General features: G+C 52.9%; 13 protein-coding genes. All 13 read left to right on the top strand.

All coding sequences use genetic code 11. The annotated features are described in order from the left end of the window. Positions 1–34: 34 nt before the first annotated feature. The 13 genes from NMQ00_RS00325 (at position 35) to NMQ00_RS00385 (ending at position 13,544) form a co-directional block, all read left to right on the top strand. A complete protein-coding gene (locus NMQ00_RS00325; protein WP_021065751.1) occupies positions 35–271 on the top strand; it encodes a Veg family protein in 237 nt (78 codons plus the stop codon). Positions 272–371: 100 nt separating this feature from the next. After that, positions 372–1,235, top strand: coding sequence for a 4-(cytidine 5'-diphospho)-2-C-methyl-D-erythritol kinase (ispE, locus tag NMQ00_RS00330; RefSeq protein WP_255177477.1), 864 nt, complete (start codon positions 372–374; stop codon positions 1,233–1,235). A gap of 73 nt (positions 1,236–1,308) precedes the next feature. Continuing rightward, positions 1,309–2,133 (top strand): pur operon repressor, encoded by an 825-nt coding sequence (gene purR / locus NMQ00_RS00335; protein WP_114165389.1) that lies wholly within the window; start codon positions 1,309–1,311, stop codon positions 2,131–2,133. 135 nt (positions 2,134–2,268) lie between these two features. Beyond that, positions 2,269–2,568, top strand: a complete 300-nt coding sequence (spoVG, locus tag NMQ00_RS00340; protein ID WP_021065748.1) for a septation regulator SpoVG — start codon at positions 2,269–2,271, stop codon at positions 2,566–2,568. A 184-nt stretch (positions 2,569–2,752) separates the two neighbouring features. After that, complete coding sequence (gene glmU, locus NMQ00_RS00345) at positions 2,753–4,108, top strand: bifunctional UDP-N-acetylglucosamine diphosphorylase/glucosamine-1-phosphate N-acetyltransferase GlmU (protein WP_255177478.1); 1,356 nt, start codon at positions 2,753–2,755, stop codon at positions 4,106–4,108. Positions 4,109–4,153: 45 nt separating this feature from the next. Beyond that, positions 4,154–5,110, top strand: coding sequence for a ribose-phosphate diphosphokinase (locus tag NMQ00_RS00350; RefSeq protein WP_214755131.1), 957 nt, complete (start codon positions 4,154–4,156; stop codon positions 5,108–5,110). 55 nt (positions 5,111–5,165) lie between these two features. After that, positions 5,166–5,723: an aminoacyl-tRNA hydrolase gene (gene pth, locus NMQ00_RS00355; RefSeq protein WP_255177479.1), complete on the top strand. Its 558-nt coding sequence runs from the start codon at positions 5,166–5,168 to the stop codon at positions 5,721–5,723. A 45-nt stretch (positions 5,724–5,768) separates the two neighbouring features. Next, positions 5,769–9,293: a transcription-repair coupling factor gene (gene mfd, locus NMQ00_RS00360; protein ID WP_255177480.1), complete on the top strand. Its 3,525-nt coding sequence runs from the start codon at positions 5,769–5,771 to the stop codon at positions 9,291–9,293. Further along, a complete protein-coding gene (locus NMQ00_RS00365) occupies positions 9,277–10,824 on the top strand; it encodes a polysaccharide biosynthesis protein (protein WP_255177481.1) in 1,548 nt (515 codons plus the stop codon). The genes mfd and NMQ00_RS00365 overlap by 17 nt, the downstream gene beginning before the upstream one ends. A gap of 1 nt (position 10,825) precedes the next feature. Beyond that, entirely contained in the window at positions 10,826–12,241 is a 1,416-nt protein-coding gene (gene mazG / locus NMQ00_RS00370) for a bifunctional methyltransferase/pyrophosphohydrolase YabN (RefSeq protein WP_255177482.1), read from the top strand. Further along, positions 12,238–12,510 (top strand): RNA-binding S4 domain-containing protein, encoded by a 273-nt coding sequence (locus tag NMQ00_RS00375; protein ID WP_021065741.1) that lies wholly within the window; start codon positions 12,238–12,240, stop codon positions 12,508–12,510. Before mazG ends, NMQ00_RS00375 begins: the two co-directional genes overlap by 4 nt. A 45-nt stretch (positions 12,511–12,555) precedes the next feature. Next, positions 12,556–12,930, top strand: a complete 375-nt coding sequence (locus tag NMQ00_RS00380) for an FtsB family cell division protein (RefSeq protein ID WP_255177483.1) — start codon at positions 12,556–12,558, stop codon at positions 12,928–12,930. A 74-nt stretch (positions 12,931–13,004) separates the two neighbouring features. Then, complete coding sequence (locus NMQ00_RS00385) at positions 13,005–13,544, top strand: S1 domain-containing RNA-binding protein (protein WP_255177484.1); 540 nt, start codon at positions 13,005–13,007, stop codon at positions 13,542–13,544. The last annotated feature ends 171 nt before the right edge of the window (positions 13,545–13,715 follow it).

Genomic DNA, 13,715 nt, shown 5'->3' on the forward strand with positions numbered 1-13,715 from the left:
AATGTGTTATACTTGTAACAGTGAGGTGAAGCGTATGCCAAAGACGTTGCAAGAAATCAGACAGAAACTCGAATCGCATGTTGGAGAACGATTGACGTTGAAAGCAAACGGCGGTCGTAAGAAAGTCGTTACTCGGTTTGGAACGCTCGTTGAGACGTATCCTGCGGTGTTCGTCGTCAAGTTGGATGAAGATCATCATAACGTGGAACGTGTCTCATATAGCTACGCTGATGTCCTAACGGATACAGTTAAAATTGAATTCAGTAATTGATCGATAAATGAGGGGCGGATGCATTGGCAGCTGCTTCTTTTTTTGTGCGCTCGTTTACGGTACAATGGCGAACAGGAGATACATGGGAAGGGTGAACGATATGCGCACGATCAGTGTGAAAGCGCCGGCAAAAATCAATTTGACGCTCGATGTCCTCGGAAAGCGGACGGACGGCTATCATGAAGTGGAAATGGTAATGACGACAGTAGATTTATCGGACCGGTTGGAATTGACCGTGCTCGATACGGATGAGATTCGGATTCAATCCGAACATGCCTATGTACCGAATGACCACCGGAACTTGGCGTATCGTGCGGCCGAGTTATTGCGGAAGCGATTCAATATCAAACAAGGTGTCGAAATCGTATTGGATAAGCAGATTCCTGTCGCAGCAGGGTTAGCCGGCGGATCGAGCGACGCGGCAGCGACGCTTCGTGGCATGAACGAACTGTTCGACCTCGGTCTGTCGTTAGAAGAGCTGGCCGAACTCGGGGCCGCGGTCGGATCGGACGTATCGTTTTGTGTCATGGGGGGTACCGCAATCGCGCGCGGACGCGGTGAACAGTTGGAGACGATCCCGTCACCGCCCCCGTGTTACGTCGTCTTGGCGAAACCGAAAATCGGAGTATCGACGGCCGACGTCTATCGTGCCGTGGAGATGGAGAAGATTGTGCATCCGAATACTGAGGCGATGGTCACGGCGATTCGGGATCGTGATTTTGATGGCATCTGTTCACATCTCGGGAACGCCCTCGAGGCGGTCACGCTCGAACTTCATCCGGAAGTCCGCCAAATCAAAGAGACGATGCTCCACTGCGGGGCGGACGGGGTGCTCATGAGCGGTAGCGGACCAACTGTGTTTGCATTGATCGAACACGAGCAAAAAGCACATCGCGTCTATAATGGACTGAAGGGATTTTGTCCTGAAGTGTTCGTCGTTCGGATTCTCGGCAAAAAACATTGAACAAAGACGAATGAGAATGATATATTCTGTTTAGAACATTCGTCTATTATTGAAGAAGTGAAGGGGAATCCGTATGAAAATTCGTAGAAGTGGTCGTCTTGTCGATATGACCCGTTATTTGCTGGACCATCCACACCAGCTCGTGTCGTTATCAATGTTTTCGAGTCGTTATAAAGCAGCCAAGTCATCCATCAGTGAAGATTTGGTCATCGTCAGTGAAATGCTTTCGCATGATGGTACGGGAAAACTCGTCACAGTGCCAGGAGCGGCCGGTGGTGTCATGTTCATTCCAGGTTGGAGCAAAGAAAAGTCGCTCTCGATGATTGATGGCCTATGTGAACAGTTGTCGAAGCCAGAACGGTTGCTTCCAGGAGGTTATCTCTATTTGACAGACGTGCTCGGTAACCCGCGTCAAGTGAAGCCGATGGGGCAAGTGTTTGCCTCCGTGTTCGCCGATCGGAAAGTCGATGTCGTCATGACGATCGCGACGAAAGGAATTCCGCTAGCCTATGCTGTCGCCGAGCAACTTGGTGTCCCGTTCGTCATCGTTCGGTCCGATAGCCGTGTCACAGAAGGTTCGACCGTCAGCATCAACTACGTCTCCGGTTCGTCGAAGGCGATTCGCACGATGGCGCTCGCACGTCGCAGTTTGCCACGTGGTGCGAACGTGCTATTGATTGACGACTTCATGAAAGCTGGTGGAACGATTCGCGGCATGATGAGTCTGTTGAACGAGTTCGAAGCGAACCTCGCCGGTGTCGGCGTACTGATGGAAGCAGAAGGCGCCGAGAAGAAAATGGTGAGTGAATACGTCAGTTTGATGAAATTGACGAACGTCGACTCGGACGAAGGGCTCGTCACGATTTCGCGCGGAAACGTCGAACAGTTCTTAAAGTGATTGGCAAAAAAATGATTTCGTTTTATGATGAAAGGGTATTAGATTCGTACGAAGTCAATCGGTTCGCTTGGAATCATCTCAGCCTTTTAGAAAGTACACCACGGTCTAGACAACGATGAAAAGGGGATGCGAAACATGCAGATCACAGACGTAAAAATTCGCAAAGTCGCGACGGAAGGTAGAATGAAGGCACTGGCCTCCATTACACTCGACCACGAATTTGTGGTACACGACCTTCGAATCATTGAAGGGAGTACCGGTCTGTTCGTAGCGATGCCGAGCAAGCGGACGCCAGAAGGGATTTTCCGTGACATTGCTCACCCGATTAATGGAGATATGCGTCAGAAAGTCGAGGCGGCCGTTTTAGAGGCGTACGGTCAAGAGGACGTCGCCATCGCCGAGACGCAAGCCCAATATAATGCCATGAACGAGTAACATATGACAGCGGATGGGGATCCTTCCGCTGCCTTTTTACGTTTCATTGGTTACGAATAGGTACAACGGTTGAAACCGCGTCACGGTTTCGATATAGTAGATACGGTGTAAATAAGGTTTGAATGCAGAAAAAACCGAACATTTGAGTACATTACAGTCGATATGAGATAGGAGCGAATCAAGAATGGATCGTTTTGCAGTCATTTTGGCAGCAGGTAAAGGGACGCGCATGAAGTCGAAGCTTTATAAAGTACTTCATCCGGTCCTTGGAAAACCGATGGTCGAACACGTCGTCGATCAACTCGACAAAATCGGGGTCAGTCGTCAAATCGTCATCGTCGGCCATGGGGCTGAAGCGGTACAAGAGACGTTAGGCTCACGCGTGGAGTATGCGGTCCAAGAACAACAGCTCGGTACGGGCCATGCGGTACAGATGGCAGAATCTGAACTCGCAGGCAAACCCGGCGCGACCCTCGTCGTTTGCGGCGATACGCCGCTATTGACAGCGGAAACGCTCGAGGCATTGTTGGTGCATCACGAAGCGCAACAGGCCAAAGTGACCGTGTTGACTGCGATTGCTGATGATGCGACTGGATATGGCCGCGTCATCCGCGGTGAAGACGGAAACGTCACAAAAGTCGTCGAGCATAAAGATGCGTCTGACGCCGAACTAGAGATCCGTGAAATCAACACCGGAACGTATGTGTTCGATAACGAGCTCTTGTTTGATGCGTTGAAGCAAGTCGGCAACAGCAACGCTCAAGGCGAGTACTACTTGCCGGACGTCATCTCGATTGCGAAAGAAGCAGGCGAAGTCGTGGCAGCACACACGGCGCCGACATTCGATGAAACGATCGGCGTCAACGACCGCGTTGCCCTCTCACAAGCTGAGGCAGTCATGCGCAAGCGTACGAACGAACGCCTCATGCGTGAAGGTGTCACGTTCATGGATGCAGCTTCGACATACATCTCACCAGATGCGGTCATCGGTTCGGATACGATCATCTACCCAGGGACGGTCATTCTCGGGAAAACGATTATCGGTTCAGAGTGCGTGATTGGTCCGAATTCAGATATCCGCAATAGCGTCATCGAAGACGGCGCGACGGTTCGTCAATCGGTCGTGAGCGACAGCCGTGTCGGAACTGAAGCACAGGTCGGGCCGTTCGCCCACCTTCGTCAACAAGCAGTCCTCGGCGCCAATACGCGCGTCGGTAACTTCGTGGAAATCAAAAAATCAACGTTCGGAGACGGTGCGAAAGCATCACATCTCAGCTATATCGGAGATGCTTCAATCGGGGAACGTGTCAACCTCGGCTGTGGCTCGATCACGGTCAACTATGACGGAAAGAACAAGTTCGAAACGGTCGTCGAAGCCGATGCTTTCGTCGGGTGTAACGTCAACTTGATTGCTCCGGTGAAAGTCGGAAAAGGCTCGATTGTCGCAGCCGGTTCGACGATCACGGATGACGTTCCGGAGGAGGCGCTTGCGATTGCACGCGAACGCCAAACGAATAAAGAAGGTTACACGAAACGATAAGTTGCTGCCTATTATTATGGAAAACGATGGAGGAGAATCCTAAACATGTCTACTGTATATGAACGTGAAATCCGCCTATTTAGCTTAAACTCAAACCGCCCACTCGCCGAAGAGATTGCCAAGGAAATTGGCATCCCGCTCAGCGATTGCCAAGTGAAGCGGTTTAGCGACGGAGAACTTTACATCAACATCGAGGAGAGCGTACGAGGCGATGATGTGTACATCATTCAATCGACGAGCTCACCGGTGAACGAGACGCTCATGGAGTTACTCGTCATGATCGATGCGTTGAAACGGGCGTCGGTTCGGACAATCAACGTGGTCATGCCTTACTATGGCTACGCCCGCCAAGACCGCAAGGCGCGCTCGCGTGAGCCGATCACAGCGAAGCTCGTCGCTGATCTGTTGACGGTCGCAGGCGCGACACGTTTGATCACGATGGACTTGCATGCTGCTCAAATCCAAGGTTTCTTCAATATCCCAGTAGACCAATTATTAGGTGTTCCACTCATCTCGACGTATTTTGAGACAGAAGAATTCAAAGCGAAAGACATTGTCGTCGTCTCACCGGACCACGGTGGCGTCACACGTGCCCGTAAGCTTGCCGAGCGCTTGAAGGCACCGATTGCTATCATCGACAAGCGTCGCCCTGAAGCGAACGTGGCCGAAGTCATGAACATCGTTGGCAGTGTCGAAGGCAAGACGGCCATCTTGATCGATGATATCATCGACACGGCTGGAACGATCACGCTCGCGGCCGACGCCATCGTTCAAGCAGGTGCCAAAGAAGTGTACGCCTCGTGTACACACCCGGTGTTGTCTGGACCAGCGATGGAACGAATCGACAACTCGTCAATCAAGGAACTTGTTGTCTTGAACACGATCGATTTACAAGGTCGCGAATGTTCAAGCAAAATCAAGCAGATGTCGGTTGCCCGTTTGCTTGGAGAAGCGATCATGCGCGTCCACGAGCACAAATCGGTGAGCACGCTGTTCGATTAAAAAAACGAGGCCCGAAGGCGTTCGCCTTTGGGCTTTTTTGTTCAGGAGGAATAAGATGAAATGTATCGTCGGCCTCGGGAATCCAGGCAAAAAATATGAGATGACCCGTCACAACGTCGGATTTTTAGCGATTGATCGCCTCGCCGATAAACATGGGATCAAACTCGATGAAGCTAAGTTTAAAGCATTGATTGGAACGGGAAGAATCAATGGAGAACGTGTCGTCCTCGTTAAACCGCTCACCTACATGAACCTATCAGGAGAGTCGGTTCGTCCGATTTTAGATTATTATAAGATTGAGATTGATGATTTGCTCGTCATTTATGACGACTTGGACATGGTGCCGGGGAAACTTCGGTTTCGTCCGAAAGGCAGTGCCGGTGGACATAACGGCATCAAATCGCTGATTCAACATCTAGGGACCCAAGACTTCAAGCGCCTGAAACTCGGCATCGGTCGTCCGCCGCATCCGATAAAAGTCGTCGATTGGGTACTCATGAACTACCGAAAAGAAGATATGCCAGAATTGAATGATACGCTCGATCAAGCGGTGTCCGCCGCAACTGATTTTATGGACACAGAATGGATCGCGCTCATGAATCGATATAACTAAAGGGTCAACGTACCCTTTTTTGTCGTATGAGGTGGAGGAAATCAAATGAATGCTTTAGAGAAATTCATGTTGGCATTGCCTGAGACGAACGTGATTCGGGAACGGTTGCCAAAAGTCGACCGTCAACTCGTCACCGGTCTGACGACGAGTGCCAAGGCGCTCGTGTTGGCAGGTTTGGCGAAAAACTCGCCAAGGCGCCTCGTGGTCGTCACACATAACATGTATCAAGCCCAAAAAATGTATGACCAACTCGAGTCGCTCGTCGGCCCGAGTAAAACATTGCTTTATCCGATTGACGAAACGCTCGCGGGTGAACTGTCACTCACGTCGAGTCCGGAACTTCTTGCCGCGCGGATTGAAGCTCGAACACGTCTCCTTGACGAAACGGGAGGCGTCCTTGTCGTGCCACTCGGCGGGTTACGGCGCTTCATCCCAAGCCCGACGGACTGGCAGACGAGTCATTATCACATCAAACCTGGACAAGAGCTTGATTTGAAGCCATTTGCCGAGACGCTCATCACGCTCGGATATGAACGGACGGCCACCGTGACCGCGCCGGGTGAATTTTCTGTGCGCGGAAGCATTTTAGACGTCTACCCGCTCACAGAGGCACGGCCGTATCGCATTGATTTGTTTGACACCGAAGTCGATTCCATCTTTACGTTCGATGCCGAGACGCAGCGTTCGCTAGGTGTCGTCGCGGAAGCGGTCATTCCCCCGGCGACGGAGTTTATCGCATCGACAGACCAACTGAAAAAAGCTGGACAGGCACTCGAACGTCAATATGAGCGGACGCTCTCGTTGATTGAGACGGAGACGATTCGTCAAGCACTCGAGGACGGGATCGCCCGGGACATCGAACAGTTCGGTCGAGGCGAGGCGCCCGAAAAAGTTGGAAAGTACACGCCGCTGCTATATAGCTCGACACTCCTCGATTACGTCGGACCGGACGCGGTCTTGATGTTAGATGAAGTGGCACGGATTGAAGATGCTGCCGACGTGCAAGATCGCGAGGAAGCGGAATGGTTCTCGTCGCTCATCGAACGCGGGGAGTCGGTCAGCAATTACACACTCGCCGTCCCGATGCATAAAGTATTCCGTACGTTGAAACAAGTCGCGTTCTCCCTGTTGCCGTCACGACGGTCCGGGATTCCGGAGACGAACACGGTCCACCTCAGTTGTCGCCCGCTCCCGGCGTTCCACGGCCAGATGCACTTGTTGAAACAAGAAGTCGAACGTTGGCAACAAGGTGACCATCGCATCGTCTTTTTGGCAGGCGATCAAACACGGGCCGATAAAGTGGTGGCACTGCTTGACGATTATGGAATCACATCCACGTTCACAAATGTGGACGGCGAACTGTTGCCGCGTCACGTCCATGTCATGATCGGACAAATCGAAGGCGGCTTTGAACTCTCGACGAGCCGTCTCGTCGTCGTCTCCGAAGAAGAGCTGTTCAAGCGCGTCACGAAGCGGAAACGTCAGACGAAGAATTTGACGAACGCCGAACGGATTAAGAGTTATCAAGAATTAAAACCGAACGACCACGTCGTCCACATCCATCACGGGATCGGGAAGTACCTCGGGATCAAAACGATTGAAGTCGGCGGCATTCACCAAGATTACTTACATCTCGTCTACGCGGGCGACGATGCGCTGTATGTGCCTGTCGATCAAATCGATCTTGTTCAAAAGTATGTCGGGGCTGAAGGTAAAGAGCCGAAGATTTACAAACTCGGCGGGACCGAGTGGAAGAAGGTAAAATCGAAAGTCGCCAAATCGGTTGAAGACATCGCCGATGAGCTGATTAAGCTGTACGCGGCGCGTGAAGCGTCCGTTGGCTACGCGTTCCCAGGTGATGACGAAGAGATGAGCCAGTTCGAAAGCTCGTTCCCGTACGCAGAGACAGAAGACCAAGTCCGCTCCATCGCCGAAATCAAAGCCGACATGGAACGGTCACGGCCGATGGACCGTCTCCTTTGCGGCGATGTCGGTTACGGCAAGACGGAAGTGGCGATTCGAGCCGCGTTCAAAGCCGTGCTAGCCGGGAAGCAAGTCGCGTTCCTCGTCCCGACGACCGTGCTCGCGCAACAACATTACGAGACGATGCTCGAACGGTTCAGTGAATTTCCAATCAACGTCTCCGTCATGAGCCGTTTCCGCTCGAAAAGCGAGATGGCGGCGACGAAAAAAGGTCTAAAGGAAGGGACGATTGACGTCGTCGTCGGGACACACCGCGTCTTGTCGAAAGACGTCACTTTCGCCGACCTCGGGCTCGTCATCATCGATGAAGAGCAACGGTTCGGGGTCAAACATAAAGAGCGGCTCAAGCAGTTGAAGACGAACATCGACGTCTTGACGCTCACGGCGACACCGATTCCACGGACACTCCACATGTCGATGATCGGCATCCGGGACTTGTCGGTGCTCGAGACACCACCAGAGAACCGCTACCCGGTGCAGACGTACGTCATGGAATATGATGGCATCGTGTTGCGTGAGGCGCTTGAGCGCGAACTCGCACGAGGCGGGCAGGCGTTCTTTCTCTATAACCGCGTCGAAGGCATCGAACGGAAGGCCGAAGAGATTCGTGCCTTGTTACCGGAGGCACGAATCGCCACGGCGCACGGGCGGATGACCGAGACCGAACTAGAGAGCCAGCTCATCAGTTTCCTCGAAGGGGAAGCGGACGTGCTCGTCTCGACGACGATCATCGAGACCGGCATCGACATCCCGAACGTGAACACGCTCATCGTCCACGATGCGGACAAGATGGGACTGTCACAGCTGTATCAGCTGCGTGGTCGCGTCGGCCGTTCCAACCGGATCGCCTACGCCTACTTCACGTATCGGAAAGACAAGCGTTTGACGGAGGTCGCGGAGAGCCGGCTACAGGCCATCAAAGAGTTCACGGAACTCGGGAGCGGATTCAAGATCGCGATGCGCGACTTATCGATTCGCGGCGCCGGCAATCTGCTCGGGGCCCAGCAATCCGGGTTCATCGATTCGGTCGGATTCGACTTATACTCACAAATGTTGTCTGAAGCCATCGAAGAGCGGAAAGACCGGATGCGCGGTCAGGCGAAACAAGTCGTCTTCAAACCGGAGATCACGTTCCAAGCGGATGCGTACATTCCGGACGACTATTTATCGGACAGCGAATTGAAAATCGAGATGTACAAACGTTTCAAGTATGTCGATACACCAGAAGCGCTGTTCGCCCTCCAGGATGAGTTGATCGAACGGTTCGGCGAATTCCCGGAACCGGTCGCGCTCCTTATCCAACTGACGCGTCTGCGCATTTATGGCGAGATGGCAAAAGTGGCGCGCATCAAACAGTCGCCGGGCCGCATCGAGATGGTATTGTCGCTCGAATCGACGACGGCGCTCGACGTGCCGTCATTCATGGAATGGACGATGCCGCTCGGCCGGAAACTTGGTGTCGGTCAAGACAACGGCGCGCTCAAATTGTCGCTTAGCGGTCGGATGCCGGTCGTCGAACTGTTGAACGATGCCGATACTGTACTTGAAGAACTCGTGAAGAGGTTGGCGCATGCGGTCGCCAAGTAAGTTTGCAACAGGCGTCGTCTTATTTGCGCTCGCGGGCTATCTTTCAAAGTTCATCAGTTTCGCTTATCGGGTCCCTTATCAAAACATCGCCGGAGACTTCGGGTTGTATGCCTATCAAACGGTGTATCCGTTTGCCGCAATCGTCGCCTCGCTCGGCATGTATGCGATGCCGGTCGTGATTGCGAAAATCGGTGTCGGAGCCCAAGGACCGAGACGCAAGCTCGAAGTGTTGTGGGGGAGTTTCTACGTCTTGCTTGGCCTCGCCGTCATCCTTGTCGTCACGATGTGGGTGCTGGCACCGGTCATTGCCCGTCTTCTCGGGGATATGGAACTCGCCCCGACGTTACGTGTCATCAGCCTGAGTTATTTACTCATGCCGGCTTTGGCCGTGCTCCGCGGTTCGTTCCAATCGGTCGACGACTTGAGGCCGAGTGCAATCTCGCAAGTGCTCGAGAACCTCGTTCGCGTCACGGTCTTGCTCGTCGCCCTGTTGATAGGTACGCGCTTCGGACAAGATGCCTATATGCTGAGCCGCTATGCGTACGCGGCGACACTCGTCGGAGGTATTGTCGCCATCGTCATCTTATCGTTATGGGCGAAGCAGCTACGGGTCGTACCGGTCCAGCGTGCGACGTTGCGGTCTGTGCTTCGGATTTTGCTGACGACCGGCTTTGCCGTCGGCTTCGCCTCGCTCGGGATTTTATGGATGCAACTCGTCGACTCGTTCACGATCGTCAATCTGATGGGCGGAGACTATGCGGCGAAAGTCGGGAAAGGTGTGTTTGACCGAGGGTATCCGCTCGTCCAATTCGCGATTCTCTTCACGACGGCGCTCGGAATGGCGAACGTACCGAACTTGGTGCGTCATTACCGGGCCGGCCGGGTCGAGGCGACGTCTTCCGGACTCAGCTCGATGATTCGCGTGACGACGACAGTCGCGGCAGCAGCGACGATTGGCTTGATGGGCGTCATGTTCCCGTTAAATATCGCCTTATTCGAAAATGCGGCCGGGACGATGGCGCTCGTCCTACTCTCGACGAGCACGTTTGCCGCGTCGCTCGCCGTGGCGAGCATGACGTGCCTACAGGCGATTGACCGGGAACGAACGGCCGCCGTCGGCATGGTTCTCGCAATCGGTGTCAAGCTCGTCAGCAATCTGTGGCTCGTTCCTCTGTATGGCATCGAAGGGGCCGCTCTCGGGACATCGATTGCCTTTTTGACGATGGCCGCCTTCAATTTCAATCGGCTCGACCAAATCATCCCGCTCGGCCGACTCCGGTTTCGACATTATGGACGTCTCGTCAAAACGGTGGCGCCGATGGGCGTTGTCTTGCTCGGCTTGAACGTCATCGCGCTGGATCGGCTGACGGACCGTCTTGACGCCCTTGTCTGGCTCGGCTTCATGCTCGTGCTAGGGGCCGGCAGTTACGTCTGGCGGTTATGGAAAGAACAAATTTTGACGATAGACGAATGGGAAATGATTCCGTTCGGAGGTCGTCTCATCAATCTGCTAGAGAAAAAGGAGAACTGATATGAGTTACGGAATTACGGTCGTCGGTCTCGGATCCGGCGAACTCGAGCAATTGCCGCTCGGTGTGTATCGTCATTTGAAACAGCAACCGCTCGTTTGGTTGCGTACGAAAGAACATCCGGTCGTCAGCGAACTTGAGGCGGAAGGTGTGACGTTCGAATCGTTTGATGCAATTTACGAGGCGAGTGACACGTTCGAGGAAGTCTACCGACAAATCGTTGAGACGTTGCTCGAAAAAAGTGAAGAGTTGGCCATCACGTATGCCGTACCGGGTCATCCGTTCGTGGCGGAGCGGACGATCGAACTGCTCGTCGAACAAGGGGCGAACGTCACGTTCCTCGGCGGTCAGAGCTTTTTGGACGCCATGTTCCAAGCCCTGCGCATCGATCCGATCAACGGGTTCCAATTACTCGATGCGACGGCGCTCGATGTCGAACGGATTCAAGTGACCCAACACGTATTGATTGGTCAAGTGTATGACGGGTTCGTGGCCGGAGACGTGAAAGTTCAGTTGATGGAACGATATCCGGATGAGCATGTCGTCAAACTCGTGACGGCCGCCGGGACGAAACGCGAGCGGGTCAGCGAAATCCCGCTCTACGAGATGGACCGCGTGGCAGAGGTCGACAACTTGACGACGCTCTACGTGCCGCCATTGACGGATGAGTCGCATTTGGCGCGCGAGTTTTCGACGTTGAAGCACATCATCGCGACGCTCCGCGGACCGGACGGGTGCCCGTGGGACCGGAAGCAGACGCATGAATCGCTTCGCAAATATTTGCTTGAAGAAGCGTACGAATTGATTGAAGCGATCGATACGGAAGATGATGATGCGATTGTCGAAGAGCTCGGTGATGTATTGCTCCAAGTCATGCTCCACGCCCAAATCGGAGCGGATGAAGGCTATTTCGACATCCGGGACGTCATTGGCACCGTCAGTGAGAAAATGGTCCGTCGCCACCCGCATGTGTTCGGGGATGTGACGGTCGACGATGCCGATGAAGTCGTGACGAATTGGAATGCGGTTAAACAAGTGGAAAAAGGGGAAAATAGAAAGTCGCAGCTAGATGGTGTCCTCATGACGCAACCTGGGTTGATGCGGGCCGAACAATTGCAGAAGAAAGCTGCGCAAGTCGGTTTCGAATGGGACGATGTTCAAGGTGCGTTCGAGAAGTTGGAAGAAGAACTCCGCGAGTGGAGAAGTCAGCCTGAAGATGAACGAGAACTTGGCGATGTCCTGTTCTCGGTCGTCAACGTGGCGCGTTATTTCAAGTTGAACGCTGAGCAGGCGCTCGAACGGACCAATCAAAAATTTAAGAGACGATTCGAATATATCGAAGCGAACGGCTCCCTCGGAGAGATGACGCTCGACGAGATGGATCGGCTCTGGGATGAAGCGAAGGAGAAGGGATTATGAGATTAGACAAGTTTTTGAAAGTGTCCCGTTTGATTAAACGGCGCACGTTGGCGAAAGAAGTCGCCGACCAAGGGCGGATTCAATTGAACGGGCAGGTGGCAAAAGCGAGCACGGACGTCAAAGTCGGTGACGAGTTGCAAATTCGATTCGGGAACAAGCTCGTCACGGTCGTCATCGACTCGATTGCCGAGCATGCGCGTAAAGAGGACGCGAAAGAAATGTACCGCTTGCTCAAAGAAGAAAAGGTGAACAGTGGTACGGAAGCGTAAAAAAAAGGTATACTGAACGTAACAGGACAGGAGGAAGGTGATTCGATGAATGGACGTAACCCGATGGAACGCAAACAGCGGATTCGGGCTCTGGATGAACGAAGAGAACAGCTGGAAAAAGAACAGAGCCGGCGACGTATCCATCTTCGACGCCGCCTGGCTGCGGCCTCACTTCTCTTTTTGTTAATGGTTGTCTTCATCGGTCAGAGTTACTTCTCGAAAGTCGGATACGTGTCCGAGCAAGAACGGAAACAAAATGAAGCGCAAGTCGAACTTCGTGAAACGAAGGACGAACAATCAGAACTAAAAGAGCAGGTCGAGCGTTTACAAGACGAAGAATACATCGCCAATCTAGCGCGCAACGAGCTGTTGTTCTCGAAAGATGGCGAGATTATTTTTTACTTCTCACCAGAGGAATAAGTGGGTTCGTTGACCGTTGACGAATCGACTCGTATAATTGTAGGGAATCAATCAAAAAAGGAGTACATTATTTTATGTCAATTGAAGTAGGAAGCAAGGTACAAGGTAAGGTTACAGGGATTACGCATTTCGGAGCGTTCGTAGAGCTTCCAAATGGCAAAACGGGTTTGGTGCACATCAGTGAAGTGGCAGATTCTTACGTCAAAGACATCAATGAGGTCCTAACGGTCGGTCAAGAAGTGACAGTCAAAATCTTGAACGTCGAAACAGATGGCAAAATCGGGTTGTCTATCAAAAAGGCCGTCGATCGTCCTGTCAGTGAACGTCCAGAGCGCCCAGCCGGCGAGCGTTTCTCTCGTGGCCCACGCCCGGGCGGACCGGGTCAAGGTGGCCCACGCCCAGGTGGTCCAGGTCAAGGTGGCCCACGCGGTGGCGGTGGCCCACGCGGTGGCGGCGGTCCCCGTGGCGGCGGCGGACGTCGTGAAGTACGCCGTGAGCCAGAAACGTTCGATACGTTGATGAGCAAGTTCTTAAAAGACAGCGATGAGCGCTTGACGACGTTAAAACGTCAAACCGACTCAAAACGCGGTGGACGTGGAGCCAAGCGCGGGTAACCCTTCGTAAACCATCAGCTTCTACTCGTAACAATAAAGACGACGAACCACAGACTTTCACGGTCTGTGGTTTTTTGTCGTTTATTTTTTGTTATGAAAAATAACTAAAAAGGGTTGCATTTTTTCGAGGAAGCGAGCACAATAGGGAACATGAAAAAATAGTTATGTTTT

The organism is Exiguobacterium aurantiacum (genome assembly GCF_024362205.1).
Lineage (GTDB): Bacteria > Bacillota > Bacilli > Exiguobacteriales > Exiguobacteriaceae > Exiguobacterium > Exiguobacterium aurantiacum_B.